The organism is Candidatus Palauibacter sp. (assembly GCF_965222475.1).
Taxonomy (GTDB): Bacteria; Gemmatimonadota; Gemmatimonadetes; order Palauibacterales; family Palauibacteraceae; genus Palauibacter.
Genome location: NZ_CBDCUB010000001.1, coordinates 1,045,424 through 1,072,124 on the forward strand (window position 1 = coordinate 1,045,424; position 26,701 = coordinate 1,072,124).

The 26,701-nt window shown below is 69.9% G+C and carries 31 protein-coding genes, 1 other RNA gene and 1 riboswitch; of the genes, 5 read left to right on the forward strand and 27 right to left on the reverse strand.

What is annotated here, in order from left to right:
- The first annotated feature begins 47 nt into the window (after window positions 1-47).
- The 3 genes from ACOQPP_RS04675 (at window position 48) to ACOQPP_RS04685 (ending at window position 2,746) form a co-directional block, all read left to right on the forward strand.
- On the forward strand, window positions 48-839 hold the full coding sequence (locus ACOQPP_RS04675; protein WP_419166402.1) for an MlaE family ABC transporter permease: 792 nt from the start codon (window positions 48-50) through the stop codon (window positions 837-839).
- Window positions 836-1,690, forward strand: coding sequence for an ABC transporter ATP-binding protein (locus tag ACOQPP_RS04680; protein WP_419166401.1), 855 nt, complete (start codon window positions 836-838; stop codon window positions 1,688-1,690). Before ACOQPP_RS04675 ends, ACOQPP_RS04680 begins: the two co-directional genes overlap by 4 nt.
- A 75-nt stretch (window positions 1,691-1,765) precedes the next feature.
- Window positions 1,766-2,746, forward strand: a complete 981-nt coding sequence (locus tag ACOQPP_RS04685) for an MlaD family protein (RefSeq protein WP_420635923.1) — start codon at window positions 1,766-1,768, stop codon at window positions 2,744-2,746.
- Here the strand turns inward: ACOQPP_RS04685 and ACOQPP_RS04690 are convergent.
- Window positions 2,743-3,231, reverse strand: coding sequence for a GreA/GreB family elongation factor (locus tag ACOQPP_RS04690; RefSeq protein ID WP_419166399.1), 489 nt, complete (start codon window positions 3,229-3,231; stop codon window positions 2,743-2,745). The genes ACOQPP_RS04685 and ACOQPP_RS04690 overlap by 4 nt on opposite strands.
- 75 nt (window positions 3,232-3,306) lie before the next feature.
- Window positions 3,307-3,675, reverse strand: a transfer-messenger RNA (tmRNA) gene (gene ssrA / locus ACOQPP_RS04695).
- Between the two features lie 173 nt (window positions 3,676-3,848).
- On the opposite strand from ssrA, the gene ACOQPP_RS04700 reads away from it, so the two are divergent.
- Window positions 3,849-4,301 carry a PTS sugar transporter subunit IIA gene (locus ACOQPP_RS04700; protein ID WP_419166398.1) on the forward strand — a complete coding sequence of 151 codons (453 nt, stop codon included), beginning with the start codon at window positions 3,849-3,851 and terminating at the stop codon, window positions 4,299-4,301.
- Between the two features lie 50 nt (window positions 4,302-4,351).
- Window positions 4,352-4,708, forward strand: a complete 357-nt coding sequence (locus ACOQPP_RS04705; RefSeq protein WP_419166397.1) for a hypothetical protein — start codon at window positions 4,352-4,354, stop codon at window positions 4,706-4,708.
- Window positions 4,709-4,711: 3 nt separating this feature from the next.
- Here the strand turns inward: ACOQPP_RS04705 and selB are convergent, their stop codons facing one another.
- The 25 genes from selB to ACOQPP_RS04830 form a co-directional block, all read right to left on the reverse strand.
- On the reverse strand, window positions 4,712-6,607 hold the full coding sequence (gene selB / locus ACOQPP_RS04710; protein WP_419166396.1) for a selenocysteine-specific translation elongation factor: 1,896 nt from the start codon (window positions 6,605-6,607) through the stop codon (window positions 4,712-4,714).
- Window positions 6,608-6,614: 7 nt separating this feature from the next.
- Window positions 6,615-7,346 (reverse strand): DNA repair protein RecO, encoded by a 732-nt coding sequence (gene recO, locus ACOQPP_RS04715; protein WP_420635924.1) that lies wholly within the window; start codon window positions 7,344-7,346, stop codon window positions 6,615-6,617.
- Window positions 7,347-7,370: 24 nt separating this feature from the next.
- Window positions 7,371-8,498 (reverse strand): hypothetical protein, encoded by a 1,128-nt coding sequence (locus ACOQPP_RS04720; RefSeq protein WP_419166394.1) that lies wholly within the window; start codon window positions 8,496-8,498, stop codon window positions 7,371-7,373.
- A 128-nt stretch (window positions 8,499-8,626) separates the two neighbouring features.
- Window positions 8,627-9,490, reverse strand: a complete 864-nt coding sequence (locus ACOQPP_RS04725; RefSeq protein WP_420635925.1) for an ABC transporter ATP-binding protein — start codon at window positions 9,488-9,490, stop codon at window positions 8,627-8,629.
- Entirely contained in the window at window positions 9,483-10,472 is a 990-nt protein-coding gene (locus tag ACOQPP_RS04730; protein WP_420635926.1) for a FecCD family ABC transporter permease, read from the reverse strand. The genes ACOQPP_RS04725 and ACOQPP_RS04730 overlap by 8 nt, the downstream gene beginning before the upstream one ends.
- Window positions 10,469-11,389 carry an ABC transporter substrate-binding protein gene (locus ACOQPP_RS04735; RefSeq protein ID WP_419166391.1) on the reverse strand — a complete coding sequence of 307 codons (921 nt, stop codon included), beginning with the start codon at window positions 11,387-11,389 and terminating at the stop codon, window positions 10,469-10,471. Before ACOQPP_RS04735 ends, ACOQPP_RS04730 begins: the two co-directional genes overlap by 4 nt.
- 99 nt (window positions 11,390-11,488) lie before the next feature.
- Window positions 11,489-11,576: riboswitch (cobalamin riboswitch) on the reverse strand.
- A gap of 77 nt (window positions 11,577-11,653) precedes the next feature.
- Window positions 11,654-12,214, reverse strand: a complete 561-nt coding sequence (locus ACOQPP_RS04740; protein ID WP_419166390.1) for a bifunctional nuclease family protein — start codon at window positions 12,212-12,214, stop codon at window positions 11,654-11,656.
- 21 nt (window positions 12,215-12,235) lie between these two features.
- Window positions 12,236-13,381: a methionine adenosyltransferase gene (gene metK, locus ACOQPP_RS04745; protein ID WP_419166389.1), complete on the reverse strand. Its 1,146-nt coding sequence runs from the start codon at window positions 13,379-13,381 to the stop codon at window positions 12,236-12,238.
- A 119-nt stretch (window positions 13,382-13,500) separates the two neighbouring features.
- Entirely contained in the window at window positions 13,501-15,249 is a 1,749-nt protein-coding gene (gene ptsP, locus ACOQPP_RS04750) for a phosphoenolpyruvate--protein phosphotransferase (protein ID WP_419166388.1), read from the reverse strand.
- On the reverse strand, window positions 15,237-15,554 hold the full coding sequence (locus ACOQPP_RS04755) for an HPr family phosphocarrier protein (protein WP_419166387.1): 318 nt from the start codon (window positions 15,552-15,554) through the stop codon (window positions 15,237-15,239). The genes ptsP and ACOQPP_RS04755 overlap by 13 nt, the downstream gene beginning before the upstream one ends.
- A gap of 79 nt (window positions 15,555-15,633) precedes the next feature.
- On the reverse strand, window positions 15,634-16,362 hold the full coding sequence (locus ACOQPP_RS04760) for a PTS system mannose/fructose/sorbose family transporter subunit IID (protein WP_419166386.1): 729 nt from the start codon (window positions 16,360-16,362) through the stop codon (window positions 15,634-15,636).
- Window positions 16,359-17,057: a hypothetical protein gene (locus ACOQPP_RS04765; protein WP_419166385.1), complete on the reverse strand. Its 699-nt coding sequence runs from the start codon at window positions 17,055-17,057 to the stop codon at window positions 16,359-16,361. Before ACOQPP_RS04765 ends, ACOQPP_RS04760 begins: the two co-directional genes overlap by 4 nt.
- Window positions 17,054-17,533 (reverse strand): PTS sugar transporter subunit IIB, encoded by a 480-nt coding sequence (locus tag ACOQPP_RS04770; RefSeq protein ID WP_419166384.1) that lies wholly within the window; start codon window positions 17,531-17,533, stop codon window positions 17,054-17,056. Before ACOQPP_RS04770 ends, ACOQPP_RS04765 begins: the two co-directional genes overlap by 4 nt.
- Before the next feature lie 15 nt (window positions 17,534-17,548).
- Entirely contained in the window at window positions 17,549-17,944 is a 396-nt protein-coding gene (locus ACOQPP_RS04775; RefSeq protein ID WP_419166383.1) for a PTS sugar transporter subunit IIA, read from the reverse strand.
- Window positions 17,937-18,893 carry an HPr(Ser) kinase/phosphatase gene (gene hprK, locus ACOQPP_RS04780; RefSeq protein ID WP_419166382.1) on the reverse strand — a complete coding sequence of 319 codons (957 nt, stop codon included), beginning with the start codon at window positions 18,891-18,893 and terminating at the stop codon, window positions 17,937-17,939. The genes ACOQPP_RS04775 and hprK overlap by 8 nt, the downstream gene beginning before the upstream one ends.
- A complete protein-coding gene (gene hpf, locus ACOQPP_RS04785) occupies window positions 18,890-19,237 on the reverse strand; it encodes a ribosome hibernation-promoting factor, HPF/YfiA family (RefSeq protein WP_419166381.1) in 348 nt (115 codons plus the stop codon). The genes hprK and hpf overlap by 4 nt, the downstream gene beginning before the upstream one ends.
- Window positions 19,234-20,391: a glycosyltransferase family 4 protein gene (locus ACOQPP_RS04790; RefSeq protein ID WP_420635974.1), complete on the reverse strand. Its 1,158-nt coding sequence runs from the start codon at window positions 20,389-20,391 to the stop codon at window positions 19,234-19,236. The genes hpf and ACOQPP_RS04790 overlap by 4 nt, the downstream gene beginning before the upstream one ends.
- Window positions 20,388-20,822, reverse strand: a complete 435-nt coding sequence (gene nusB / locus ACOQPP_RS04795; protein WP_419166380.1) for a transcription antitermination factor NusB — start codon at window positions 20,820-20,822, stop codon at window positions 20,388-20,390. The genes ACOQPP_RS04790 and nusB overlap by 4 nt, the downstream gene beginning before the upstream one ends.
- Window positions 20,819-21,301, reverse strand: a complete 483-nt coding sequence (ribH, locus tag ACOQPP_RS04800; protein ID WP_419166379.1) for a 6,7-dimethyl-8-ribityllumazine synthase — start codon at window positions 21,299-21,301, stop codon at window positions 20,819-20,821. Before ribH ends, nusB begins: the two co-directional genes overlap by 4 nt.
- Window positions 21,298-22,512: a bifunctional 3,4-dihydroxy-2-butanone-4-phosphate synthase/GTP cyclohydrolase II gene (locus ACOQPP_RS04805; RefSeq protein ID WP_419166378.1), complete on the reverse strand. Its 1,215-nt coding sequence runs from the start codon at window positions 22,510-22,512 to the stop codon at window positions 21,298-21,300. The genes ribH and ACOQPP_RS04805 overlap by 4 nt, the downstream gene beginning before the upstream one ends.
- Before the next feature lie 51 nt (window positions 22,513-22,563).
- The gene (locus ACOQPP_RS04810) at window positions 22,564-23,178 is read right to left on the reverse strand and encodes a riboflavin synthase (RefSeq protein ID WP_419166377.1); all 615 of its coding nucleotides are present in this window, start codon (window positions 23,176-23,178) and stop codon (window positions 22,564-22,566) included.
- 13 nt (window positions 23,179-23,191) lie between these two features.
- Window positions 23,192-24,352: a bifunctional diaminohydroxyphosphoribosylaminopyrimidine deaminase/5-amino-6-(5-phosphoribosylamino)uracil reductase RibD gene (ribD, locus tag ACOQPP_RS04815; RefSeq protein ID WP_419166376.1), complete on the reverse strand. Its 1,161-nt coding sequence runs from the start codon at window positions 24,350-24,352 to the stop codon at window positions 23,192-23,194.
- Window positions 24,349-25,374, reverse strand: coding sequence for a phosphoribosylformylglycinamidine cyclo-ligase (gene purM / locus ACOQPP_RS04820; protein WP_419166375.1), 1,026 nt, complete (start codon window positions 25,372-25,374; stop codon window positions 24,349-24,351). The genes ribD and purM overlap by 4 nt, the downstream gene beginning before the upstream one ends.
- Window positions 25,371-26,342: a PfkB family carbohydrate kinase gene (locus tag ACOQPP_RS04825; RefSeq protein ID WP_419166374.1), complete on the reverse strand. Its 972-nt coding sequence runs from the start codon at window positions 26,340-26,342 to the stop codon at window positions 25,371-25,373. Before ACOQPP_RS04825 ends, purM begins: the two co-directional genes overlap by 4 nt.
- Window positions 26,339-26,683: a DALR anticodon-binding domain-containing protein gene (locus tag ACOQPP_RS04830; protein ID WP_420635927.1), complete on the reverse strand. Its 345-nt coding sequence runs from the start codon at window positions 26,681-26,683 to the stop codon at window positions 26,339-26,341. Before ACOQPP_RS04830 ends, ACOQPP_RS04825 begins: the two co-directional genes overlap by 4 nt.
- Window positions 26,684-26,701: the final 18 nt, after the last annotated feature.

The following is a 26,701-nucleotide window of genomic DNA, read 5'->3' on the forward strand; positions in this document are numbered from 1 at the left end:
CAAGCAACGTGCCGGAGGCCTCCGCCAGACGATTTGCGGCAAGACTCGTGCGCGACGCCGTCGTCGGCATCGCGCTCTCCGTACAGGCCTACTTCGCTCTTGCCCTGCGGCTGCTCAAAGCCTGCGTGAGCCAACCGTTCTACAGGGCCGACCTGGTTCAGCAGATGGACACGATCGGGGTCGGCTCCCTCTTCATCGTCATACTCACCGGCCTCTTCACGGGCATGGTCCTGGCCCTTCAGGCTTCGTTCGAGATGGCGCGTTTCGGGGCGGAGATCTACATCGGGCGTCTCGTCGGCGCGAGCACGATCCGCGAACTGGGCCCGGTCCTCACGGCGCTCATCGTGACCGGACGGGCCGGGGCCGGCATGGCGGCGGCCATCGGGGCCATGCGGGTGACCGAACAGGTCGATGCGCTGCGCACCATGGGCGTGGATCCCGTCCGCAAGCTGGTCGCGCCCCGCTTCCTCGCCGCCCTCGTGATGCTCCCGGTGCTCACGATCATCGGAGACCTCGTCGCGATCATCGGAGGCCTCCTGATCGCCGTCCTCAAGCTGGACCTGACGGCGCAACTCTATCTGACGTCACTGTATGACAACCTCGCCCAAACCGGCTTCGTGTTCGGAGTGATCCCCTCCGATCTGGTCCAGGGGCTGGCAAAGCCCTTCGCCTTCGGCGGCCTGATGGCGCTCACGAGTTGCTTCCACGGGCTGAGGACGCAGGGCGGCACGGAGGGGGTCGGCCGCGCGACGACGAACGCCGTGGTCACCACGTCGATCCTCGTCCTCGCCGCGGACTACTTCATCACCCAGATCCTCATCGTCATCTTTCCCCAATGAGCGAGCAGCGGAGCGAGCGGCGGAGCCCCGGCGGAGCGGAGCCGGGGACGGAGGCCTTCGAGGCCGAACTTCGCGAAGAGATCCGCCGCGAACTGGGGACGCAGCGGCGCGCCCCGGAGCGGCCGGAAGAGGTCGAACTGCGGGATGTGTGGCTCTCGTTCGGAAGGCACGAGGTCCTTCGCGGGGTCTCGCTGGGCGTGGCCCGGGGGGGTACGCTCTGCATTCTCGGGGGCTCCGGGGTCGGAAAGTCCACGGTGCTGCGCCTGATGCTCCGCCTGCTCCTCCCCGACCGCGGCGAGGTCCTCATCGAGGGCCGCGACATCAGCGCGGTCTCGCGAATCGAAGCGCTCGCGCTCCGTGAACGGATGGGCATGGTCTTCCAGGGCTCGGCGCTGTTCGATTCGCTGAACGTGTTCGACAACGTCGCCTTCCCGATGTACGAGCACACCGCACTCGGAGAGGAGGAGATCCGCGAGCGGGTGGGGGAGGTCCTGTCCTTCGTCGATCTGGAGCCGGCCGAGGTCCTCGGGCTGCTTCCCTCCGAACTCTCCGGAGGCATGCGAAAGCGGGTGGCCATCGCGCGCGCCATCGTGCATAAACCCCCGATTCTCCTCTTCGATGAGCCGACGAGCGGCCTCGACCCCATCACGACCCGTACGATCGACGAGTTGATCATGAAACTCCGCCGCGAGTTGCATGTTTGTGCGGTGGTCGTCACGCACGATGTGCGCTCCGCGTCGCGGATCGCGACCGAGACCGCGCTCCTGAAGGACGGAGAGATTATCTTCCAGGGGACGCCGGAGGAGATGCACGTGTCGCATGACCGCTATGTTCGCGAGTTTCGGAGCTAGCGGCGCGGAGGGACCCCGCGCCGGACGGGGCGAGACGACCCGCGAGACCTGTCGTCAGGACGACGGAGCCGGACGATGAGACGATCCAAACCGATTACGTGGGATCAGATCCGGGTGGGGATCGTCCTGATCTTCGGACTCGTGGTGCTCGCCGTGGGCGTCTTCTTCATCGGCGAGGTCGGGGATGTGTTCTCGGAACGGTACCGGCTCGTCACGCTGATGGAGTCGGCCTCGGGGCTCCAGCCCGGGGCGGTCGTGCAGGTGGCCGGGCGCAACGTGGGCCAGGTGGAGCGCGTGGAGTTCATCCCTCCGGCCACCCGCGGAGAATCGGACATGGCGATCGCGATCTGGATGGGGGTGAACGTGTCGGTGCGAGAGCAGATTCGGCACGACTCGCGCGCCCGCGTGCGGACGCTGGGGCTGCTCGGAGACCGGATCATCGATATCGAACCGGGCTCCGCCGACTTCGCCGCGCTCGCGCCCGGAGATACCGTCGAGTCCGCGCCGGCGCTGAGCTTCGACGAACTCCTCGGCGAGGCAGCCGACGCCGTGCGGAGCCTCACGGACCTCTCGAACGGCCTCGGGGCCACGCTGACGCGCGTCTCGGACGGCGAGGGCTCGCTGGGCCGCCTCCTCGTGGACGAGACGCTCTACGAGGGTCTCGTGGAGCTGAACGCGCAGCTCGGGACCGTGTTGGGTCCGGTCGCGAAAGGCGAGGGCCTGCTGGGCCGCCTGCTCGGCGACGAGGCCATCTACGACCGGCTCCTCGCCGCGACGGCGCGCCTCGACACCGTGACCGGGGCCATGGCGTCGGGCGAGGGAACGCTGGGGCGACTGTTTGCCTCCGACTCCCTCTACCGGGCTCTCGCCTCCTCCGCCACCCGGGCCGACTCGCTCCTCGGTCTCATCGAGGGCGGCGAGGGAGCCATCGGCCGCCTGGTCGGCGAGGACGTGCTGTACGAGGAGTTGCTCAAGGTCGTGGTCGACCTGAACGCGTTCCTCGCGGAGGTGCGGGCGAACCCGGGCAGGTTCATCCCCCCCGTGAGGGTCTTCTAGCCAGCAGTCCGTGGCTGCTGGAGGTCGTGCAGGGTCTCGAAGCCGATGACCTCGAACTCGCGCGCGCCGGCCGGCAGAATCACGCTTACGGACTCACCCTTCTTCTTGCCCAGCAGTGCGCGGCCGATGGGCGACTCCATCGAGATGTCGTTGTTGTCGAAGTCGATGTTGTCACCGATCGTGAGGTTGAAGCACTCGATCTCGTCGTCCGCGACGTCCCTCACCCGGACCTTCGATCCGAAGCCGACGCGGTCGGTCGGGACATGTTCGATGTCGATCTCGCCGAGTTGCGACATCCGCCGCGCCAGGTAGTCGAGCCGCGCGCGCACGAAGCCCTGCCGCTCGAGCGCCGCCGTGTATTCGGAGTTCTCCCGCAGGTCGCCCTGTGCGACCGCCTTCTCGATCTCTCCGGGGAGGATCACGTTCAGTTCGTGGAGCAGCGTCTCCGCCTCTTCCCCGATCTTCTGCTGAAGCTCCTCGATCATCCGAACCTCCTTCGACTCTCGCGGGCCGGCCGAAAAAAAGCCGAGGCGCTCCCCTGAGGGGAGACGCCCCGGGCCGAGTGGAGGCGGCGGGAATCGAACCCGCGTCCGCGAGCCCATCCGCCACGGCATCTACGTGCGTAGTTCGCGATCAGGTCTCGTCCCGTACGGGTTCACGAACGACCCCTCCCGGGACCAGCCGCGTATACGGCTTGCGCCGCGTCTCGCCACCCAGGCTCACGGCCCGCCCGGATGGCCAGCCCGATTTGTCGACGTCCGCCGGGAGGTCCTCGGGCCCGGACCTCCTGGAGACGGGCTACGCAGTATTACGCAGCCAGAGCCAATCCTTCGTCGGCACTTGAAGTTTTCCCGGTGTTTTACGAGGCCCCGGGCACCTCGGCACGCTTCCGCGGCTTCCAGTTCACGCGTCGAAGCCGTGTCGCCCCCGTTGGTACATTGTACGGTCGTTTCTCTTCGCGTCGCGCGCAAGTTGCGCCGATTCTTTGACAGCCGGAAAGCGCCACGGGTATACTCGAAGCTCGCGCTCGCCGGGTCCGGTCGAGTTTTCCGATCAGCACCGATTGTCCCCGCGGGTTCGCGGGGAGGAGACATAGATCCAAGTGCATCTTCGAGAATTGTTCGTACCGTCCGCCATCAAGCTCGACCTGGCGGCCGAAACGAAGGACGAGGCCCTGAAGGAGTTGGTGTCGTGTCTGGGTATCGACGAGAAGTCCGAGGGGATCCTGTTCAAGATGTTGAAGCGACGGGAGAACCTCGGGTCCACCGGGATCGGGCGCGGCATCGCGATTCCGCACTGCCGATCCCTCGTGGTGACACGGTTGCGCGTCGCCTTCGGGCGGAAGTTGTCGGGGCTTGACTTCAAGGCGATCGACGAGAAACCGGTGCGGTACGTCTTCCTGATCGTCGCCCCGCCGCTCGAGGTCTCCCACCAGTACTTGCCGGTCCTGGGAAAGATCGCGCAGTTCGGGAAGGAGCCCGATGTGCCGGACGCGCTCGCTGAGCTCTCGACGCCCGAAGAGTTCATCGAGCTGCTGGATTCGAAGGATGTCTGAGTCCCTCCCGACATCGCCCGATCGCCCGCAGCAGGAGATCTGAAATCACCATGCACCCGCAACTCGAGCTGCTCCTCGAGATCCAGGACCTTCGGATGCAGCGCCGCGGTCTCGCCGATGGCACCCTCACGGATCTGGAGGCGGACGTCTTCGACATCAAGATCGAGGACGCCATTCGATCGCTCGACGAAAAGGTCGAAGAGTTGGAGGGGCGTCTGGACCGCGGTGTCCGTGCACGCTACCACCGGATCGCCGACAGCGCCCCGCGCGTCGTGGCGCCCGTCCTGAACGGGATCTGCTACGGGTGTTTCGTGGCCCTCTCGACGGCGCGGGCTTCCGAAGCGGACCGAAATCTGCGCGTGGATTCCTGCGAATACTGCGGCTGCTTCCTGTACCACCTGGAGTGATGCTCAGCTGCGGGCCGCGAGCACCCTCCCCTCGGCCGTCCGCCGCGTCACCCCTTCCCGGTCCAGGAATTCCAGCAGCGGGATCAGGTACTTGCGCGACAGTGTGAACGCCTCCTTGAAGCGGGTCGGCCCCGCCGGTGCGCCGTCGGCGAGGAGTTCCCGCACGCGCGCCTCGAGGGCTTCGAGAGCCGCCACGGAGACGTGGAGTTCGGGGGTGACGGCCCTCGTCGTTCCGGCCTCCCGAAGGAGACGCAGCAGGTCATCGAGGAGCGGGCGGGCGAGTCGGAGCGTCTTGCCCAACTCGGTAACGAGCGGCGGCTGCAGACCGGCCTCCACGATCATCGCGGCGAGTCGGTCGCGCGCCGCCTCTTCCGCCTCGGTGAGCCGCGGGAGGTAGTCGGGAAGCGCGAGGCGCGGGCCGCTCTCGACCAGGCGGCCCTCCGCCAGCAGCCGTCGCACGGCCCGCTCGACCAGCTCGCCATCGCAGACATCCGTGAGAGCCGACCGCACGGCTTCCTTCGACACGGCGGCGGCGCGGCGGTCGGCCGCGTGCAGGCGCGAAACCGCCCGCTCCACGGCCCGCATGGCTTCGTCCGCCGCTTCGGCCGAGAACCAGCGGGCGCCGATGCGCACGCAACCCGCCTCGTCGGCCGCGGCCTCCAGCTCGGCGGGGGGGCGGCCGAGCCTTACCGGCGCGGGCACCACGAGGAGGCCGAGCAGCCCTTCGAGCCCTACGCTCGCGGTCAGAGCCTCCCCGGCGGTGCCATCGAGCACGCGACGCCACGCGGTCGTCCGCTCCGGCCAGTCGGGCGGCGGATCGAGTTCCGCGATGCGCACCCCGCCGATCGTCGACACCGGCGAGTAGAAGCGGAGGATCGCCCGGTCGCGCCCGCGGGCGAGCAGCGGCGCCTCCAGCGCGAGTACGGCCCAGGCGGCTTCGCCCGGCGGGATCGGTGCCCGGTCCGCCGTATGCAACCGGGCCATGACTTCGCGCGTTCCGAGGTAGACGCGCAGACGCTGGCCATGCGTGAGCGGCCGGTCGCGAGCGGCCAGCGCCCGCACGCGCACGCCGAGCCGGTCGCTCGGCCTCCACTCCGCGCGCTCGACGAGCACGCTGCCTCGCTCCACGGCGCCCGCCGAGACGCCGACGAGCGCGACGGCGCACCGTCGACCCGCCGCCACCCGTGGCCGGGGATCCTCATGCACCTGGAGGCCGCGTACCCGTGCGGACGCGTCCCCGGGGAAGAGACGCAGTGTATCGCCCACGCGCACGCAGCCGCTCCACACCGTGCCCGTGACGACCGTCCCCGTACCCCGAATGGAGAACGACCGGTCGACCGGGAGACGGAAGAGATCGTCCTCGCTCCGCCGGTGGACCCCGGCCACCAGGGACTGCAGGGAGCTTCGAAGCGTCTCGATCCCCTGCCCCGTGACGGAGGATACGGGGACGATCTGCCAGGAAGCGCGAGCCGAGTCCTCATCCAGGAGTTCCCGCGTCGTCTCGGTCGCGAGTTCGAGCCACTCGGCGTCCACCCGGTCGCTCTTGGTGAGGGCTACGACCCCCCTCTTCACGTCCAGGAGCCGCACGATCGCCAGGTGTTCCCGCGTCTGCGGCATCGGCCCCTCGTCCGCCGCCACGACGAGGAGCAGCACGTCGATCCCCGTCGCCCCGGCGAGCATGTTCTTGAGGAAATCCTCGTGGCCCGGGACGTCGACGATGCCCGTCTCGAGGTCGGGATCGAGGTCGAGCCGCGCGAAACCGAGGTCGATCGTGAGTCCCCGGCGGCGCTCCTCGAGCCAGCGGTCCGTCTCGATCCCCGTCAGCGCCCGGACGAGGGCCGTCTTGCCATGGTCCACATGGCCGGCCGTCCCGATGACGATCCCGCGACGGTCGCTCACGACGCCTTCACGTGAGGCGGCTCAGGAAGGGGAGCGATTTCAGCGTGGAGCCTTCCGCGAGATGGTGACGGATGAACTCGGCCAGCCAGAGACCCTGTTTCCCGACGGATCCGGCGTCCGCGGCGGGGAGCCCCTCCACCAGCCTTCGAAGGGTGTCGAGTTCGCCCGGGGCGAGTTGCGGACCGCCGGGTCCGCACGACGCGCACCGGAGTCCGCCGACCGCGAAATCGAAGCGGACGGACCCGCCGCCGATCGGCCGCCGGCAGCCGACGCACCGATCGAGTTCGGGTCGGAAGCCGAGCACGTCGACGAGCCCCCATACATGCTCCAGACCGCCCGCCGGATCGCCTTCCCGCACGTTCCGGTGCAGCCCGTCCAGGCCCCGCGTCAACATCCGGTACAGTTCGATGTCGCGATGCTCCGGGGCGAGCCGCATCACGAGTTCGCACAGGACGGAGGCGACCGTGAACAGTGCGATGGACCGGTCGAGTCCACGACGGGCTCGCACCAGTTCGAAATCCGAGAGCGTGTGCAGGTCGCGCCCGTCCTTCGTGAAGAACGTCGCTTCCCCCTCCACGAACGGTTCGAGCAGACCTCCGAAGCGGCTCTTCGGGCGCAGAGCTCCCCGAGCCAGCGCCGAGCACGGCCCGAGTTCCCACGTCATCAGCCGCAGGATCTTGCTGGTTTCGCTATACCGGTACGTCTGGAGGACGACCGCGCGGGTGGTGACGAGGCTCACCCGTCTCGCTGCTCCGGTCCTGCCTCAGCGCATCAGGATGTCGGTCGTTCCCGCCCCGACCGCGACGTCGGCGATGAACTCGCCCGTCGCTTCGAGGAGGACGAGGCGTCCCTGAGACGCCGTTTCGTAGGTGGCACAGAGCACCTGGCTGTCGACGAACGAGGTGGCGACCCGGCAACTGAGGTTCGACCCATCCCGGTCGAGCGGCTGAAGGGGGTTGTCCGGCCCGCGGTCGAAGTTCCGGGTGGAGAAGTTGAACGACAGGATGTCGGTCTCCGCCGTCCCCGGCCCCTTGGTCCGTACGACGTAAATGAGGCCGTTCCGACCCGGCTCCATCGAGACGCCGTTCCCGCCGAGTACGTGCACGTCCTGCACGTCGCGGCTGGCCATGTCGATTTCCACCAGGTGGCCATCGCCCGCGGGGGCGGCCATCACGGAATCCAGACCTCCCCCGGCCAGGAAGAGGAGGTTTTCCTGGAGCGCGAGGGCCTCTGTCGCTCCCACGATCCCCTCCGGAAGCCTCACCTCATCGAAATAGCTGCCGCTCACGAATTCGTGAAGCACCACGCGGGATGGGCCGATGGGCCGACCATCTCCTTCGTCATCGAGGTTGCCGTCCATCGAGACGATGTAGAGACCCGCCGGCACGGCCCGTTCCGGGAAGGTGCCGACGCCCTCGATGAGCAGCTGCGCGGTCGGGCTGCCCGGAAACGCGATATAGATCCCGTCCCGCCCGCGGGAGGGCACGAGGGCCCCGAGCGTCCCGCTCGCGTCCGCGATCACCGTCGGCTTGGCCGGGTCCACGGCGGCGTTGTCCGGGAACATCGCGATCGCCTGCTCGCCGGTCGAGAAGGATCCGAAGATGACCTGGCTGCCCCCCGGCGACTCCGAGGTCGTCACCCACAGATCCTGGAGGAAGTCCGCGGTTTGACCGTTGAACCCGGCACCCAGCTGGATATCCCGGCCGAACGGAACGAGGCGCCCGTCGATCCGATTGAACTGCTGCAGCGTACCCGAAATCGAATTGAGGACCGCCACCTCGGATCTGTCCGGCGTGATCGGGCCCCCGTTCCCGTCCGGCCCGGTCGATTCGTTGCAGCCGGCCGCGACGGCGGCCAGCAAGCATACCCGCACCCATTCGCGCTTCCGCATTCTCTTCTCCTCTTGTGGCCCGATGTCGCAGGTACGCGTTCATCCGCCGCGCACGGGACGGGGCGCGCCGCATGCGGCAACCTCCGGCCCCGAAGTGTGGCCGCCCGAGACGTTCCTCGCGACCCCCGTCAAGTGTAACGTCCGACGACCCCCAAGTCGCGACGCGGCTCCCGCGAGGCGGCCTCCCGGGACCGCGCCCGGACAGGCAGCACCGAATGGCCCAGCTCCCCCAGCGGCTGAACGCTGACATCGCAACCATAGGCCTCGCCCAGCGCGGGTGAGAGCAGGACCTCACCGGGGCGGCCTGCCCCGACGACCCGCCCCCGGGAAAGGAGGATCAGCCGGTCGGCGTACCGGCTCGCGAGCTGCATGTCGTGCGTGATGCAGATGACGGTGAGCGCTTCGTCGCGCACCCGGGCCCGGAGCGCATCGAACACCCAGAGCGCGTGCCGGAAGTCGAGGTGCGCGGAGGGTTCGTCAAGGACGAGGACGCCGGGCTCCTGCGCGAGCGCGCGGGCAAGCTTGGCGCGCTGGCGTTCTCCCCCGGAGAGTTGAGCGAGCGGACGCGACGCGAGGCGATCGAGGTCCGCCCACGCGAGTACGCGGTCCGTGACCTCCCGGTCTCGGGCTCCAAGTGCCGCCCAGGGACTCACGTACGGGTTGCGACCGAGTTCCACGTAGGCCCGCAGGCTGATGCGGAGGGCCTCGGGCGGCGCGTCCTGGGACACCACCGCGACGCGGCGGGCCAGCGCCCGGCGACTCCACTCCGGGAGGGACCGGTCGTCGAGCCGCACGGAACCCGCCGTGGGCGCGAGGATGCCCCCCAACAGGCGCACCAGGGTGCTCTTCCCGGCCCCGTTCGGACCGATGATGGCGGTAAACGCCGCCTCGCGGAGTTCCAGCGTGACATCCCGAACGGCCGCGGCCGCGGCGCCCGGATACCGGAACGTCACGCCATCGAGACCGTACGCCGTCCGGACGCCTTCAGCCATGGGTCCGCTTGAGGAGCACGAGGAAGAGCGGTACGCCGATGAGGGCGGTCACGACGCCGACCGGGAGTTCCAGCGGCCGGAGCGCGGTTCGGGCGACCATGTCCGCCAGAACGAGGGCGGCGGCGCCTCCGAGCGCACCGAGCGGGAGAAGCGTGCGGTGGTCACCGCCCCACAGCATGCGGGCGCCGTGCGGCACGACGAGGCCGACGAAACCGATCACCCCCGCCGTGCTCACCGCCACCGCGGCCAGCAGCGATGCGATCAGGTAGGCCGCACGGTTGATCAGTTCCACGCGGGCGCCCAGGTACGCGGCCGCTTCCTCTCCGAGCGCGAGCGCGTTGAGATGCCGCGACATCCCGAAGGCGAGCGCCCCGCCGCCGAGCACCGTCGCGGCGAGGATGGTCGTCGACTCCCATCCCACCCGCTCGAGGCTCCCCATCGTCCACAGGATGGCGGACCGGGTCGCATCCGCCTCGGCCACGGAGAGCAGGAGCATCACGCCCGCCCCGAAGAAGGCGGCAACGACGACCCCCGCGAGGATGAGCACATGCGTATCCAGACGACCGACCCCGAGGGCGACGCGAAACACGATCGCGATTGCGACCAGCGCACCCGCCAGCGCGAAACCCGCCGTGCCCGCGGGGCCGAGCGCCCCGCCCAGCACGGTCAGCGCGAGGACCGCACCCAGCGCCGCGCCCGACGAGACGCCGAGCAGGTATGGCTCCGCGAGCGGGTTGCGAAGGAGGGCCTGGAACAGGGTACCGGATACCGCCAGCGCGATCCCGGTGAGCGCGGCGGCCACCACCCGGGGGAGACGCAGCGAGAGGACGATCGTCCGGGACGAGGGATCGACATCGAGACCCGCGAACGCCCGCCACACCTCCGCCGGAGACACGGTCGCCGCACCGAACAGGAGCCCGAGGAGCATCGCCCCCGCGAGGAGGAGGAAGAGGAGGAGCGCCCCGCGGCCGGGCCGCCTCACGATCGGCAGGGAGGGTCGGAGGGCGCCGGAACGTACGGGAGGACCCCGTGCAGCGCCCCGGCGATGGCCCACGCCGCCTCGGCCACGCGCGGACCGAGGCGGGTCACGACGTCCCGGTCCAGCGTAGTGATGCGCCCGGCCGAAACCGCGGGGATGCGCTCCCAGCCGTTCCGGGCGGCGAAGTCGGGTTGCCTGTCCAGCGCCTCCCCCGGCACCGCGGCGAGGATGCGTTCCGGATCCCGCTCGATGATCGCCTCGAGGCTGACCCGAGGCGAGGCCGCGTCGAGATCGCCGAAGACGTTCGCCGCGCCCGCGATCGCGAGGAGCGAATCGATGAAGCTGCCGCGCCCGATCGTCATCGGCGGCTCCGCCCAGGCGTCGTAGTAGACGCGGATGGGCAGCCGGCCCTTCGTCGCCGCCGACACCGCCGCGAGCCCGCGCTCGATCCGGTCGACCAGCACGCGCCCGCCCGCCGGACACCCGACGACCTCACCCAGGCGCAGGATGTTGCGCCGCAGGTCCTCCAGGGTGTCATGACGCAAGGCGAGGGTGGGCACCCCCAGCCGCCCGAGCCGCTCCCGGCTCGTTCGGTTCGCCTCCCCATCGTAGAGGATGACGAGATCCGGATTCCGCGCGACAACGGCCTCCATGGCGGGATGGATTCCGTCGCCCACATCCGGGATGCGCCGCGCCGCGGGCGGATACACCCCCCAGCGCGTGCGGCCCACGATCCGGTCTCCGGCTCCGAGACCGAAGAGGATCTCCGTCGCCGCGGGCACGAGGGAAACGATGCGACGGGGGTCGGCGGCCGGCTGTGCTCCCTCGGGCTGCCCGCGCCCGCCCGGTTGCGGAGCGGCGCAGGCGGCTGCGGCAACGGCCAGCACAAGGTGCGAAGCGAATCCGGCGTGTCGTCTCATCCCCGCTCCCGAATCGAGCGGGGCGCCGCGATGGCCCACACGGCGGCAGGCCGGCCCCGCTCTTCCCGCGAAGAGCTTGCGTAGGGGGCATGGAGGAGCACGTCTCCTGGCTCGAGGCTCTTTCCGCGCTGCGACGCGGGCCTCTCACAGTGGCGGGGCCGCGCCGGATTCTCACCGGCTTCCGTTTGCCCGTCCATGTCTCCGAGCGTGGCCGGAAGATGCGCGCGCCGCGGCGGGACCCGCAAGCGCGCGCCGCCGGGCCGCTCAGGGCTCGAAGCGTCCGAAGTCCTCCGGATCCAGGCTCTTGAGGTAGTCGCTGAGCGCCTCCTCCGAACGCTCCGCCTCCCCGGTCCCGGAGACACCTCGCGGGTCGTCGGCGGGGTCCTCCGCGGCGTCCTCCAGCCCCCCCTCCGCGATTCCGAAGGGAGAGGTCTCCAGCAGACCCTCCTCCGCATAGATCGGGGCCTCGGCCCGGAGGGCGAGCGCAATGCTGTCGCTGGGGCGCGAATCGATGGAGATGAACTCGCCGTTCCGGCGGAAGACGAGGGATGCGTAGTACGTGTTGTCGATGACCTTCGTGATGAGGACGCGCACGAACGCGCTTCCGAGCCCGCGAACGACGGCGTTGAACAGATCGTGCGTGAGGGGGCGGGCGAACCGGACGCCGGCCAGTTCCATCGCGATCGCGGACGCCTCCCCCGGCCCGATCCAGATCGGGAGGATGCGCTCCCCCTCCTTCTCCTTCAGGATGACGACCGGCGCCCCCGAGGTCCGGTCGACCCCGAGGCTGGCCACCGTGACCTCGCACATGGTGCTCTCACTCACGCGGACGCCCTCCGACCGCCGTCATCCCGCGAGCGCCTCGACCTGATCCGTGCGTTCCCACGTGAACTCTCCGTCCTTCGCGCGGCGACCGAAATGACCGTAGGTGGCCGTCCGGCGGTAGATCGGGCGGCGCAGCCCCAACCGCTCGATGATCGCACCCGGTCTCAGGTCGAAGACTCTCGATACGCGGCGGGCCAGTTCGTCGTCGCTCACGTTTCCGGTACCGAAGCTGTCGACCATGACGCTCACGGGTTCCGCAACTCCGATCGCATACGCGAGTTGGACCTCGACCCGCTGGACGAGACCCGCCGCCACCAGGTTCTTGGCGATCCAGCGCGCCGCGTAGGCCGCGGACCGGTCCACCTTCGAGGGGTCCTTGCCGGAGAAGGCGCCGCCCCCGTGCCGCCCCATGCCCCCGTACGTGTCCACAATGATCTTCCGGCCCGTGAGCCCGGCGTCCCCCTGCGGTCCCCCGATCTCGAACCGGCCCGTCGGGTTGATGTGATATCGGACTTCGTTCCGGTCGTACAGCTCCGGGGGGAGCACCGGGGTGATGACGCCGTCGATGATCGCCTCCGCGATCGCGTCCTGCCCGACACCCTCGTCGTGCTGGGCCGAGACCACGACGGTGTCGACCCGGACGGGCTCCCCGTCGCGGTACACGACGGACACCTGGGCCTTGCCGTCCGGCCGGAGCCACGGGATTTTGCCGGACTTCCGAACTTCGGCGAGACGCCGCACCAGCCCGTGTGCCAGCATGATGGGCCGCGGCATCAATTCGGGCGTCTCATCCGTCGCATACCCGAACATCATGCCCTGGTCGCCGGCACCGCCGACGTCCACGCCCCGCGCGATGTTCTGTGACTGCTCGTCGATCGCGGTGAGGACGCTGCACTGGTCGCACTGGATGCCGTGCTCGGCCCGCGTGTATCCGATATCCCGCAACACCGAACGGGCGATCTCGGAGATGTTGATCTTCGCGCGGGTCGTGATCTCTCCCGTAATCAGGACGAGTCCGGTCGTCACGAGTGTCTCGCAGGCGACCCGGCCCTCGGGGTCTTCCGACAGGATCCCATCGAGGACCGCGTCGGAGATCTGGTCGGCGATCTTGTCGGGATGGCCCTCGGTGACCGATTCCGAGGAGAACGGTTGTGTCCCCTTGACCAAACTGGCTCTCCGCATCAGAGGTTTGCGCCGTGACGCTGCTTTGCGCGGGGCGGCCAAGATAGTGGCCGCCGGGCACCCCCCAGGCAACGTGGCCACGGACGGCCACCCGCCGCGGGCGGTCAGGGCATCGAGAGCGACGGTGGACTCGAGGGGACCACCTCCGCGAGATAGCCGCGCAGTTGTCGGCGCAGTTCCGCCCCTCCATCCGCGAGGCCGCCGCGGGCCCAGACCCGCTCCAGCTTCGCCGTGGAAAGCAGGCCCACGAGTTCGCGCACCTCCGGGATCGACGCGGGGGCGAGGCTGAAGTCCCGGTAGCCGAGAGCGAGCAGCAGGGCGAGGCCGATGGGGTCGGCCGCCAGATCGCCGCACACCCCGATCTCGAGCTCCAGGTCGCCCGCGGCGTCGAACACGCGGCGATAGCTGCGCACCATCGCCGGGTGAAGCGGGTCCGACAGGTGCTGCAGTCTGGCGTTCCCGCGGTCCACGGCGAGCGAATACTGGGTTAGATCGTTCGTACCGAGGCTGATGAAGTCGAGGTGGCGTCCGACCAGATCGAGCGTCTCCGCCAGGGCCGGCGTCTCCACCATGACGCCGAACGGAACCCGCCCCGGATGACCGAGTTCCTCCCGCACGCCGTGCACGATCTCCTTCGTGCGCAGGATCTCCAGCTCGGAAATGACGAAGGGGACGAGGATCCGCATGCGGCTCCCCTCCCCGCCCGCCCGGATCGCGGCGCGCAGCTGGTTCCGGAACAGCACCGGCTGGTCCAGGCACACCCGGATGGCGCGCCACCCCAGATACGGGTTTTCCTCGGGTGGAATGTCGAGGAAGAGGGGGAACTTGTCGCCGCCTATGTCGAACGTGCGCAGCGTCACCGGATGTCCCGGGAAGCCCTCGACGACCTCGCGGTAGGCCTCGTACTGCTCCTCCTCGCTCGGGATCACGCGCCGGCCGATGACGAGGAACTCGGACCGGAACAGGCCGACCCCCTCCGCGCCCACGCGACGCGCGGCGGGGACGTCGTGGGGCTGGTCGATGTTCGCCCGCAGGTGCACGCGCACCCCATCGGCCGTGAACAACGGGCCCGGGCCGCACTCGAACCCGACGTCCGGCACTTCCGAAAAGCGCCGGACCCTCTGGAGGTGCGCCGCCACTTCGGCGGCCTCCGGCCTCAGGACGACCCGGCCGGTGCCGCCATCGAGGAGCACCGCATCCCCGTCCGCGACGCTCGCGAGATCGCTCCCGAGTCCGACGACCGCCGGGATGCCGAGCGACCGCGCGAGGAGCGTGCTGTGCGACGTCCGGGACCCGGACCCGCTCGCGACGCCCAGCACGAGATCCGGATCGAGCCGGACCGCGACCTGCGGCGTGAGGTCTTCCGTCACGATCACCGCCTCCTCCTTCGGGAGCGCGAGCGGGTCTCCCTCGTGACCGGCGAGACGGGCGAGCACGCGGGAGCGGATGTCCCGCAGGTCGGCGAGGCGGTCCACGACCATGAGGTGTCCCACGTCCAGGATCGCGGTGCGGAGTTCCGTCAGGCGCCAATCGAAGGCGCGCTCCGCGGAGAGGAAGTTCTCGCGGATGTAGCGGATGGTGCCCGACACGAGCTCCGGATCCGAGAGGATGAGGATCTGGGGGTCGAAGATATTCGCCTCGACCTCTCCCAGCGAACGGGAGGCGCGCTCGCGCGTGTCACGGATGCGGTCGGCGGCCCACCGGAGCGCTTCCTCCAACCGTTCGACCTCGCGTTCCACCGCGTCCGCGGCGATGGTCCGGTGCTCGGGACGCCACGGGTGTGCCTCGAGCCGCCGGACCGTCCCCAGGGCCCGGCCCGGAGAAGCGCCGATGCCGTGGATTATCTCTCGCACGGGGGCTCCGTACCGGCTCCGTCCGTGACGAGTTCCTCGGAAAAGCCCGACGTCACGAGCGCCATGAGGGCGTCCACCGCCGACGCCGCATCGGACCCCTCCGCCCGGATGCGAATCGAGGACCCGGCCTCCGCGGCGAGCATCATCACGCCCATGATGCTCTTCCCGTTCACTTTCACCTCCTCCTTCTCCACCCACACTTCGGCATCGAACCGGCTGGCCAGTTTCACGAACTCGGCCGCCGGGCGGGCGTGCAATCCCAGCCGGTTCCGAATATGAACCGCTCCTTCGTGTCGTGTCTTCACAGATACCCTTCGCTCCGGTCGAGCGAACGATTGGTTTCGGGCCGTACTTCGCCGGGGGTGCCGGCGGCCATCCACATGCTCACAGGAACCACGCCACACAGGCGACGATCAGGCTCGCCAGCGCGACCCGCGAGATGTGACGGGGCACAACATAACCACTCAGCCCCGCGCCGACCGCCACCCCCACGATCCACGGCGACGGCGCGCCCCCCGGGACGCGTGCGACGAGGAGGGCGGCGAGGGCGCCGATGAGCACCTGGCTGGCGAGGACGAGGACGCGCGCAAGCCTCCGGAAAGGAACTCTCCTCAGCGCGGCGCCCACGCCGCGGCCCGCCTCCCATCCGCACCGCAACCCCCAGAGCCGGAGCGCGAAGTGCCCGAGGTTGTACACGACGAGGAAGCCGGCGGCCGCCGTGACGGCGTCGGATCCGAGGAGGAAGGCGATGGCCGCGGCGGTGGCGCAGAAGGGGCGCCAGCCCGCCCACACCGTTTCGTCTCCCAGCGCCCCGAGGGGCGCCCGCAACGCAGAGCGGAAGCGCAGCAGAGTGTCGGGATCTTCACCCTCGTGCTCGAGGCGCGCCAGGGCTCCGATTGCGACGGGAGCCAGGTAGGGGTGGGCGTTGAACGGGCTGGCGTGACGTTCGAGCGCCGCGTCGAGGGCAGCCGGGTCATCCGCGTGGATCCGCGTCAGGAGCGGCGAGAGGGCGAAGGCCATCCCGGGTCCGGTCATCGTGCGGTGGTTCCACGACCCCTGGATCGAAAAGCTGCGCAACAGAGCCCGGGCAAAGTCCCGGCGTCGCGGCCTCACGCGAGGACTCCCGCGAGCAGGGCGCCGAGCAGCCCGCCCGCTGCCAGGCCCGGCCAGTCGCGTCGCCGGGTGCCGAGCGCGCGCGCGGCAACCCCGCCCATGCCGGCCAGGCCGATCGCGGCGAGGGCCGGCGACCACGCGAGGCCGAAGCTGCCGGGCGGCTGCGTCGAGAGGAGGCGCACGAAGAGCACGGATGGCACGAGCAACGAGGCGACGAGGAGCCCCCCCCGGGCCGCGTCCATCAGCATGGCCAGCCTGTGGCGCCGTGCGAGCGCGGCCGCGCCCGCGCGGGCGCGGCTCGACGAGGCCGCGAGGCGAGCCGTCGCGACCCGGAGCACGGTCACCGAGTACGCTCCGGCCCAGCCGATCGCCCAGCCGCAGACGACGGCGGCCGGCACCCCGATGACCGCACCGGTCTGGGCAATCCCGTACGCGGCGCCGGCCGTGAAGGCCGCCGGCCCGGTCTCGGCGTGCCGCGCGCCTCCGAACGGCGGGTGGCGGGACAGGACGAGTTCGAGCCAGGTGCCGACGAGGAACCCGCCGGCGGGGGCACCGAAGAGGAGCCCGCCCAGCGTGGCCGCCACGATCGGCCGTGACCACATCACCTGGGGCCAGGACACCGCATCCAGACCGACGATGCTCCCCAGGGCGCAGGCGAGCAGCCAGTCCCCGAGCGAGAGTTCGATGCCCATCATCGGGGCTCGAGATCCCTGAGCGGCACCTCGCGTGCCGTGGGCACGTCCCGGGCGGACACGACGCCGTGGCGGCCGATGGCCTTCAGATCCTCGAATTCGTCGCGGGATAGATGGAGGTAGTCGAGGACCTTCCGCCGTCCCGGTCCGTCGTGCAGGCCGCCGACGTTGACCGCCCGGCCGTCGAGGCAGCCGCACTCCGCCAGCGCCCGCATGGTGGCCGTATCCCGCGTCAGCAGAGCGCCCCGCCCCGGGCGCGCCTCGAGTTCCGCGAAGCGCCGCGCGGTCTCCAGCGCCGGAAGGAACTCCGCGGTCGCCTCCCCGCCCAGCGCGCTGGCCCAGATCTCCTGCTCCCAGTCGCTCGCGGCGAGGACCTCGTCCACGATAACGTAGAATTGGAGCCCGAGGCGGTTGCCCCAGCCGACGATCACCTGGCCATGGATCAGCCGTTCGTCGATTCGGAAGAGTTTGAAGGGCATGCGCTTCTCCCGGACTCAGCCCGTCCGGGAGAAGCCCGGGTGGGCCTGCTGCCCGCCCTGCCCCTTTCGGAGCAACCGGGCGACAAGGACGTCGAGCGGCAACTCCCGGTGGCAGACGAAGTCCAGCAGCATGGGGAGGTTGACGCCGGTGATGCAGGCGGCATCCCGGTTCTCCCTCACATGCCTGAAGCCTGCCACGGCGCAGCTTCCTCCGGCGAGGTCGACGAAGAGGAGTGTCCCGTCGCTCCCGGCCGCCTCCCGGATGACCTCGCACAGCGCATCCGGCCCCAGCCCTTCGTTACTCACGGGTCGCAGCGCGCCGGTCACCCCGCTGATCGTCTCCACCGCGGCCACCAGGGCGGGAGCCAGCTCCGCGTGCGCCACGACCACGCCCCGGACGCCCTCACTCATCGTCGGATTCGAGGTAGTCCCGCACCGGCCGCATGCGCTCGATGAGATCCCGTTCGAAGGCCGTCGCCGGGTCTTCCCCCGAGTACCGGAGGAGGTGGTTCATCGCCACCACCTCGGCGATGACCGTGATGTTCTTGCCCGGATTCAGAGGGATCCGGATTCTCGGCAGCTTCACACCCAGGATCTCGCACTCCTCCGTCTCGAGACCGGTCCGGTCGTAGTCGTCGCGCGACCCCCAGACCTCGAGTTCAACCACGACTTCGATCCGCTTCTGCTGCCGCACCGCCCGGATCCCGAACATCGCCCTCACATCGATGATCCCGACCCCGCGGATCTCCATGTGATGGCGCTGGTGCTCGTGGGCCCGCCCGAGGAGAATGTCGCTCTGCCGTCGATGGACGAGGATGAGGTCGTCGGCGACGAGCCGGTGCCCGCGCTCGACGAGGTCGAGAACGCACTCGCTCTTCCCGATGCCGGATGGGCCCGTGAAGAGAAGGCCGATCCCGTACACGTCGGCGAGTGACCCGTGGATGGAGGTCCGGGGCGCGAACTCTTCCTCGAGGTAGGGCTGCAGCCGCCGATAGAAGTCACCGGTCTTGAGCGGCGTCTCCAGGAGCGTGACACCCGCGGAATCGGCTGCCGCCAGCAACTGTCGCGGCGGTTCCTGGCTCTTGGTGACGAAGGCGCACGGCACGCCGGAGCGGAAGACGAACTCGAGCGCGGAGGCGCGCTTGGACGCGGTCAAACTGTTGAGATAGGCGACCTCGGTCTGGCCGAAGATCTGGACGCGTTTCGCGACGAAGCGCTCGGTGTATCCGGCCAGCGCCAGCCCCGGCGAAGAGACTTCCGGCACGCGGATCTCCCGTTCCAGCCCGGACTCCCCCGCGAGGACCGCGAGGGAAAAGGCCTCCTTCTTGCGCCGCAGGAGCGACGCCACGGTGAGCGTCACCCGGTCGCGCCGTCGCGGTCGAACGGACCGCCGAAGAGCTCGTCCATGGGGGGGGCCGCGTGTTCATGGTAGCGGTCGTGATTGCGGCGCAGCTGGTTGCCCAGCTTCTCCGTGAGCCGGTCCAGCGCCGTGCGCGGATCCGGCCCCTCGGCCTCGCCGTGCACGGGCCGTCCCCGGTCGACGCTGACCACGGCTGCGGCCCGCACCGACATCTTCTCGCGCGTGAACACGATTTCGGCTCTCGAGGCGCGCGGCTCGAAACGCTCCAGGCGCTGGAAGCGCGCCTCGATGACGTCGCGAAGGTCCGACACATCCGTGTTGCGCGCGGTGATGATGGTTTTCATCGATCCTCATCAGGGTTGTCGATTGTGTGGTAAAGGTGCGCTTCGGTCTCGTCCGCTGCACGGGACCACGAGAAACGGGCGGCGTGCGCGATACCACCCTTCCCCAGCCGGTCGCGCGTGGCCGGGTCCCCCAGAACCCGCAGGAGCGCCTGCGTCCACGACTCGACGTCTCCGTGCCGCGCGAGGAGTCCCGATCTTCCCTCGTCGACGGACTCGCGCAACCCCTGTGAATCGCTCGCGACCACCGGCGTCCCGCAGGCGGCGGCTTCCACATTGGTCATCCCCCACCCTTCCTTCGGCGAAGGATAGACCACGGCCCACGCCCGGCGCAGCCAGCCCACCTTCTCCTCCTCCGAGACGTACCCCAGAAGGCGCACGTCCTTCCCCGACTTCCCCGGCGAACAACGGGCCGCGAGTCGCCGGAGCCGGGCCTCGTCGCTGCCGCGCCCGGCGATCACGAGCCTGACCCCGGGGATCCGCTGCCGCAGCCGGGGGAGGACATCGAACAGGATATCGAGGCCCTTGTATCGCTTCAGCCGTCCCACATAGAGCAGCGTCGGCTCTTCCGCACGATCCCGCGGGGTCCCGGGACGATACGTGCCGTGGTCCATGCCGGGGGGGATGACGGTGATGTCGCGCGCGAGCAGGCCGCGCTTCGTGAGATCGAGCGCGGTGCTCTCCGAGATGGCCTGGAAGGGACAACGCCGGTAGACGCGCGGGATCGCGCGTTCCGCCGCCCACACCGCGGCCGCAACGGGAAAACGCGCCTCCGCGAAGGCGGTCGCGCCGAAGAGATGCGGGACGAGCGCGACCACGGGCACGCCGGCCCACAGCGGCGAATAGAGCGGAATCTTGTTGATATCCTCGACCACGAGGTCCGGCGCGAAGCTCCGCACGGTGCGGACGGCCGCCCTCCGGGCCCGCGCCGCATAGCTGTACCGGCCCCCGACGCGCTCGACTTCGATTCCGTCCAGCCTCGCGAAGCGCGGCGCCCCGGGCCACCCTCCGACGACGGCGCGCACCTCGTGCCGCCGGTCCGCGAGGCGGCCGTAGACCTCGTGCAGGTGGAGTTCGGCTCCTCCAGCCTCCGGGTTCTCCCGATCCTGCCAGTTGAGGAGGAGGATCCGGAGCGGTCGAGCCCCGGGGTCGCTCAGGGCTCGACCTCTCCCGCCTTCAGGACCGCGTCGAGGACCCCGTTCAGGAAACGGGGGCTCCCGGGGCTCCCGTACCGGTGCGCCAGCTTCAGGGCCTCGTGGATCGTCACCCTGGGCGGCACATCGTCGAACCAGCGCAGTTCGGCGATCCCGATGCGAAGGATGTTTCGATCGATGGCGTGCAGGCGATCGAGTCGCCAGTTGGAGGCGTGCTGCACGATCGCGGCGTCGATCTCGGCGAGGTTTCGGCCCACCGCATCGAGCAGGCGCTCGACATGGGGCCGGTAGCGCTCGGACATCGTGCGGTGCGCCAGCGTCCGCTGCGCGTACGCCAGCGGCGTCCCGTCGCCGCCGATTTCCCAGGCGTAGAGCAGGTTCAGCGTCCAGCTGCGCGACCGCGAGCGGACGTGTGTACGAGCGGGGCGCGTCACGCGTTCAGCCGGCGGCGGAGAGCGGCCATCTCCAGCGCCGCCCGGGCCGCATCCACGCCCGCGTTCCCGAGTTCGCCGCCGGCTCGGGCCAGCGCCTGCTCGAGGTTGTCGGGCGTGAGGACGCCGAAGCCCACCGGGACGCCCGTGTCCAGCTGCACCCGCGCGAGGCCGTCGGCGGCCCCTCGGCTCACGTGGTCGAAATGCGCCGTCTCGCCGCGGATCACGCAGCCCAGGGCCACGATCGCATCATAGCCGCGCACGGCCGCTTCGCGAGCGGCGAAGGGCAGTTCCCACGCCCCCGGCACGAACACGGTGTCGAGGTGTTCCGCCGCCACGCCCCGCTCGACGAGGGTCCGCGCGGCGCCTTCCAGCAATCGTTCGGTCACCGCGGAGTTGAAGCGGCTCACGATGACGCAGACCCGCCGTCCGACACCGTCGACCGCCGGGTCGCCGGGGGGAGCGTCCGACTTCGTCCTCACGCGGACCCGGAGAGGTGTCCCAGCTTCTTGCGCTTGGCCTCGAGATAGGGGATCACGCGATCGTCGACGGGGCCGAGGTCCAGAGGGATGCGGTCGCTGATCACGAGACCGAAGCCCTCCAATCCGGCCAGCTTCTTTGGGTTGTTCGTCATGATCCGAATCGAATGAAGGCCGAGATCGGCGAGGATCTGCGCGCCGATGCCGTAGTTCCGGAGATCGGGCGGGAAGCCGAGAGCCTCGTTCGCCTCGACCGTGTCGTGCCCCTCGTCCTGCAACTCGTAGGCCCGGAGCTTGTTCAGGAGCCCGATCCCCCGTCCTTCCTGGTCCAGGTAGACGATGACCCCCGCCCCGCGTTCGACCACCAGGCGCATCGCGGCTTCGAGCTGACCTCCGCAGTCGCAGCGGCGGGAGTGGAAGACGTCCCCCGTGAGACACCGGGAGTGGACGCGGACGGGTACGTCCGCCTTTCCCGCCACGTCGCCGCGGATGAGCGCGACGTGCTCCCGTTCATCGACATCGTTCGCGTACCCCACGATGCGGAAGTCCCCCCACGGCGTGGGGAGTTCGGCTTCCGCGACGCGCCGTACGAGGCTCTCCGTGCGCAGCCGGTGCGAGACGAGGCCAGCGACCGTGATGAACGGGATGTCATGCCCGGCCGAGAACGCCTCGAGCTCCGGGCGGCGCGCCATCGTTCCGTCGGCGTTCAGGATCTCGCAGATGACGCCCGCGGGCGTGAGCCCGGCGAGCCGCGCCAGATCGACCGAGGCCTCGGTCTGGCCGACCCGCTGCAGCACGCCCCCGGGCTTGGCCCGCAGGGGGAAGATGTGACCGGGCCGGAGGAGATCGGAGGGGCGGGTCTTCGGATCCACCGCGACGCGGATCGTCCGGGCCCGATCCTGGGCCGAGATCCCCGTCGAAACCCCGAAATCCTGCCGCGCATCGATCGATACGGTGAACGCGGTCTTGTTCGGGTCGGTGAGCTTGGCGTTCGTCATGAGCGGGAGGTCGAGCCGGTCGGCGATCTCCTCCGGCAGGGTGAGGCAGATCAGGCCCCGCCCGTGCGTGCACATGAAGTTGATCGTCTCGGGCGTGACCGATTCCGCCGCGCAGACGAGGTCGCCTTCATTCTCGCGATCCTCGTCATCGGCGATGATGACCATTCCCCCGCTGCGAATGCGCGCGATCGCAGCTTCCACGGTGTCTGTGGGCATATCCGTCAGCCGAAGTCAGTGTTTCGCGTTCATGCGAAGTGGCGCCCGGCCTCAACCTTCCGCCGGCGTCGAGTACGGGCGGACGGCGCGAGCGACGTACTTGCCGATCAGGTCCGCCTCCACGTTGACCCGCGCTCCGGGGGTGAGGCGCCCCAGAGTGGTGTGGGTCCATGTATAAGGGATGATCGCGAATCGCGCGATAGCGCCCGCGAGGCGGTTCACCGTCAGACTTACCCCGTCGATCGCGAACGAGCCCTGCGGTACCGTCACGGTTTCGATCCCGCCGGGGAGGGTGATCTCCAGGCTCCCGGATGAACCCTCCCACGAGGCCGCGGCGACCGTTCCGACGCCGTCGACATGCCCCTGCACGAAATGGCCGCCCAGCGGGTCTCCGGCCCGCAGCGCGGGCTCCAGGTTCACGGCGTCGCCGACCCGCCAGTCGCCGATCGTCGTCCGCGCCAGCGTGGCCTCCACCACATCGACGCCGAACGCTCCATCGCGGGCGTGAATGTCGACCACCGTCGTGCAGACGCCCGCCAGGGAAACGGAGTCGCCCGGCTCCAGTCCGTCGAGGAACGGGACGCGGGCGATCGTGAGCCGCAGGCCGTCCGCCCGCTGCTCCCGGCCTGCCACCTCGCCGACCGCCCGCACGATGCCGGTGAACACGTCTCTCGACCGCTCAGAGCCTGCGCAGTACTTCGTCGAGTCGCCGGTGCTCGAACACGATCCGGGTGTCCTGTCCCAGCGATTCGCGCTGGACCGGACGCCAATCCCCCGGCGGCGAGGGGTCGAGGCCCGGAAACGCCGGTACCCCTCCCTCCCCGAAGAAGACGGGGGCCAGGAAGGCGTGGATTCTCTGGACGTGGCCCTTGCTCAGCGTCGCCGCGGCGACCTGCCCCCCACCCTCGATGAGGACGGAGAGGACGCCGCGCATGGCGAGTTCGTTCCAGACCGCGCTCACGCTCAGGGAGTGCTCGTCGCGTCGCGGCACTCCAATCACCTCGGCGCCCGTGTCCCGGAGCGGCGCCGCCCGCTCCTCGAAGCCCTCCGCCGCGGCATCCGCGAACACCCACACGGGCGCCTGCTCGACGGTGCGTACGAGCTGGCTTCCCGTGTCCAGTTTGAGGGTCGTATCGAGCACCGCCCGCACGGGGGGGACTCGCGGCTGTTCCTCTCCCCGGGCCGTGAGGAGAGGATCGTCGACCGCCACCGTCTTGCGCCCGATGAGGATCGCGTCGTGGCAGGCCCGCAGGCGATGGACTTCGTCGAGCGCCCGTATCCCGGTCACGGGGGTTCGGACGCGCTCCGCCCCGAGCTTCGCGTCGAGGGAGAGCGCGAGTTTCAGCGATGCGAAGGGAACCCACTCCTGGTGGAACCAGAGGAATGGCGCGTTCAGCCGCTTGGCGGCGGTGCCCTCGATTCCGATCTCGACATCGAGACCCGCCTGCCGCAGCACCTCCGCCCCGTGGCGGGCCTCCGGATTGGGATCGCGGCAGGCGATCACCACGCGCCGGATGCCGGATCGGATGATCGTGGCGGTGCACGGTGGCGTCTGCCCGGTGTGGCGGCACGGTTCGAGGCTCACGTACAGCGTCGCGCCCGCGGCGCGGGCGCCCGCCTCCCGCAACGCGACGACCTCCGCGTGATCGCCGCCGTATTCGCTGTGCCAACCGGTCCCGAGGACCTGCTTCCCGCGCGCCACGACCGCCCCGACGAGGGGGTTGGGCGACACCCGGCCCAGCCCCCTGCGGGCCAGCGCCAACGCCTCGCGCATATGCCGGACATCCTCGGTGCGGCTGGGCGGGGCACCCGCGATCGGGTCGAATCCGCGCACGTTCACACCCCCTCCAGCCGGACTCTTCCCGTGCCCTCGACGAGTTCGCCGCATACGAACGCGTCGCAGCCCGAGGCGCGCGCCTGGTCCAGCACGGGGCCCACATCTCCGGCCTCAACCACGGCGATCATGCCGACGCCCATGTTGAAGATTCGGAAGAGTTCCGCCTCGTCCGCGAAGCTCTCGCGCGCGATGGCCTCGAACTCGTGGGGTCGCCGCCACGCGTCCGTACGCACGACCGCGTCCAGCTCCCCGCCGATCACCCGGTCCAGGTTGCCGGGAATCCCGCCGCCCGTGATGTGGGCCAGGGCCCGAATCCGGCCCGCGTCGAGGCTCGGTGCGAGGATCGGGAGATAGCTCCGATGGGGGCGAAGCAGGACCTCGGACACCGACGCCTCGCTCCCGGGGAAGGGGTCGTGCACTCCGAGCCCGAGCCGTCCGAAGAAGAGCGCACGTACGAAGCTGTAACCGTTGGTGTGAACCCCGCTCGAAGCGAGTCCGATGAGACGATCGCCGGCCGAAAGCTCCCGTCGGGCGAGTTCCGGCCAGGCGAGTTCGCCGACGATGAATCCGGCGAGGTCGTACTCGCCCTCGGCGTAGAAGTCCGGCATCTCCGCCGTCTCGCCGCCGAGCAGCGCGCACCCGTTTTCGCGGCAGGCCTCCGCGAGGCCGGCCACGACGCTCGTGACGGTGTCCGGATCCAGGACGCCGCAGGCGACGTAGTCGAGGAAGACCAGGGGCCGGGCTCCTTCGACGAGGATGTCGTTGACGCAATGGTTCACGAGATCCGCGCCCACCGTATCGTGGCGGTCCGCCATGAACGCGATCTTGAGTTTCGTCCCCACGCCATCGGCGCTCGCGACCAGCTCCCGGCCCGGCGTCGCGCGGAAGCGCCCTCCGAACGAACCGAAATCCGAACTCACCGCGTCGGTCCGGGTGCGGCGCACGAGTTCGGAGAGGCGCGCCTTCGTCGCGCGCGCCGCTTCGAGGTCCACCCCCGCGTCGCGGTACGTCAAGCCGTCTTTCATATCTCCACCCGTCGAGCCGGGACGTCGAATCTCGTCATCTCCCCGATGCTGCGCACCCGATCCTCCACCTCGGCCGCGGTAAGCGGCGCCATCCGGCCCGCCCCGAAGGCTTCGCACGCGAAAGAACCGAGGGCACACCCGTACACGATCGCACGGCGCAATTCCGAACCCGTAACCGATCCGCGACGGGCCAGATACCCGAGCAGCCCGCCCGCGAATGCGTCACCTGCCCCCGTGGGGTCGACCACGTCCTCGAGCGGGAACCCCGGGGTGAGAAAGATGTCGTCCCCCGAGAAGAGCACGGCGCCGTGCTCGCCCTTCTTGATCACGACGTGACGCGGCCCCCGCCGCTGGATCCAGCGTGCCGCGCGGGTGAGGTTCGGCTCCGCGGAGAGTTGCCGCACCTCTTCGTCGTTCAGGGTGAGGAGATCGATCTTCGAGATGACCTCCCCCAGCCGCTCCGGCGTCCGCTCGATCCAGTAGTTCATCGTGTCGCACGCGACGAGCCGCGGGGCAGCGAGCTGATCGAGCACGCTCAGTTGGAGCGCGGGGTCGATCGCGCCGAGAAACGCCCAGCCGGCACCCCTGAACGATGCCGGGAGGGTGGGCTGGAACTCCGAGAACACACCCAGTTCGGTATATGCGGTATCCCGCGTCTTCATGTCCCGGTGGTAGACGCCGCCCCAGCGGAAGCTCCGGCCCGGCCGGCGCTCCAGGCCTGCCAGGTCGGTCCCCCGTCTCCGGAGGAACTCGAGTTCGGCGGTCGGATAGTCGTCTCCGATGACCCCGACCAGCTGGACCGGGGCGAAGAGCGACGCCGCGGCGCTGAAGTTCACGGCGGTGCCCCCGACCACTTCTCCGCGGTGCCCGGTCGGCGTCGTGATCTCGTCGAGCGCCACGCTTCCGACCACGAGGATCGGTGCCGGCCCGCCGCGGACGCCGTTCCCCGCACTCTCCACGGCCGTCACGCCGGCGCCCGCGAGAGCGTCTCGGGGGCCGACAGGCCCAGCGCACGGAGACCGTTCCGAAGCGTGATTTGCACCGCGCGCGCGAGCCGGATCCGGGCGGACCGATCCGGCACGTCGGCCAGGATCCTGAGCTGCGGGTCCAGGTTGCCCTGGTGATACCACGCGTTGACCAGCCCGGCGGTCGCCTCCAGATAGGCGCACACCGTGTGAGGCGCCCGACTCTCGGCGGCCGCCGAGATGACGTCCGGAAGCCGGAGGACCGCCAGGGCCACGTCACGCTCCGCGCCGGTCCCCGGGGCCGTCGGCGCTTCGAAGCCGGCTCCCACATCCTCGGGGCGCATCCCGCCTTCGTGAACACG

Coding starts and splice junctions, on each gene's coding strand:
- ACOQPP_RS04725 (WP_420635925.1), bottom strand. CDS start 9,490: ATGGCTGAAGGCGTCCGGACGGCGTACGGTCTCGATGGCGTGACGTTC.
- ACOQPP_RS04705 (WP_419166397.1), top strand. CDS start 4,352: ATGCACCCGCAACTCGAGCTGCTCCTCGAGATCCAGGACCTTCGGATG.
- ACOQPP_RS04690 (WP_419166399.1), bottom strand. CDS start 3,231: ATGATCGAGGAGCTTCAGCAGAAGATCGGGGAAGAGGCGGAGACGCTG.
- ACOQPP_RS04770 (WP_419166384.1), bottom strand. CDS start 17,533: ATGCCCTTCAAACTCTTCCGAATCGACGAACGGCTGATCCATGGCCAG.
- hpf (WP_419166381.1), bottom strand. CDS start 19,237: ATGAAAACCATCATCACCGCGCGCAACACGGATGTGTCGGACCTTCGC.
- ACOQPP_RS04765 (WP_419166385.1), bottom strand. CDS start 17,057: ATGATGGGCATCGAACTCTCGCTCGGGGACTGGCTGCTCGCCTGCGCC.
- ACOQPP_RS04680 (WP_419166401.1), top strand. CDS start 836: ATGAGCGAGCAGCGGAGCGAGCGGCGGAGCCCCGGCGGAGCGGAGCCG.
- ACOQPP_RS04685 (WP_420635923.1), top strand. CDS start 1,766: ATGAGACGATCCAAACCGATTACGTGGGATCAGATCCGGGTGGGGATC.
- ACOQPP_RS04830 (WP_420635927.1), bottom strand. CDS start 26,683: ATGCGCCCCGAGGATGTGGGAGCCGGCTTCGAAGCGCCGACGGCCCCG.
- ACOQPP_RS04735 (WP_419166391.1), bottom strand. CDS start 11,389: ATGAGACGACACGCCGGATTCGCTTCGCACCTTGTGCTGGCCGTTGCC.
- ACOQPP_RS04805 (WP_419166378.1), bottom strand. CDS start 22,512: ATGCCCACAGACACCGTGGAAGCTGCGATCGCGCGCATTCGCAGCGGG.
- ACOQPP_RS04720 (WP_419166394.1), bottom strand. CDS start 8,498: ATGCGGAAGCGCGAATGGGTGCGGGTATGCTTGCTGGCCGCCGTCGCG.
- purM (WP_419166375.1), bottom strand. CDS start 25,374: ATGAAAGACGGCTTGACGTACCGCGACGCGGGGGTGGACCTCGAAGCG.
- ACOQPP_RS04775 (WP_419166383.1), bottom strand. CDS start 17,944: ATGAGTGAGGGCGTCCGGGGCGTGGTCGTGGCGCACGCGGAGCTGGCT.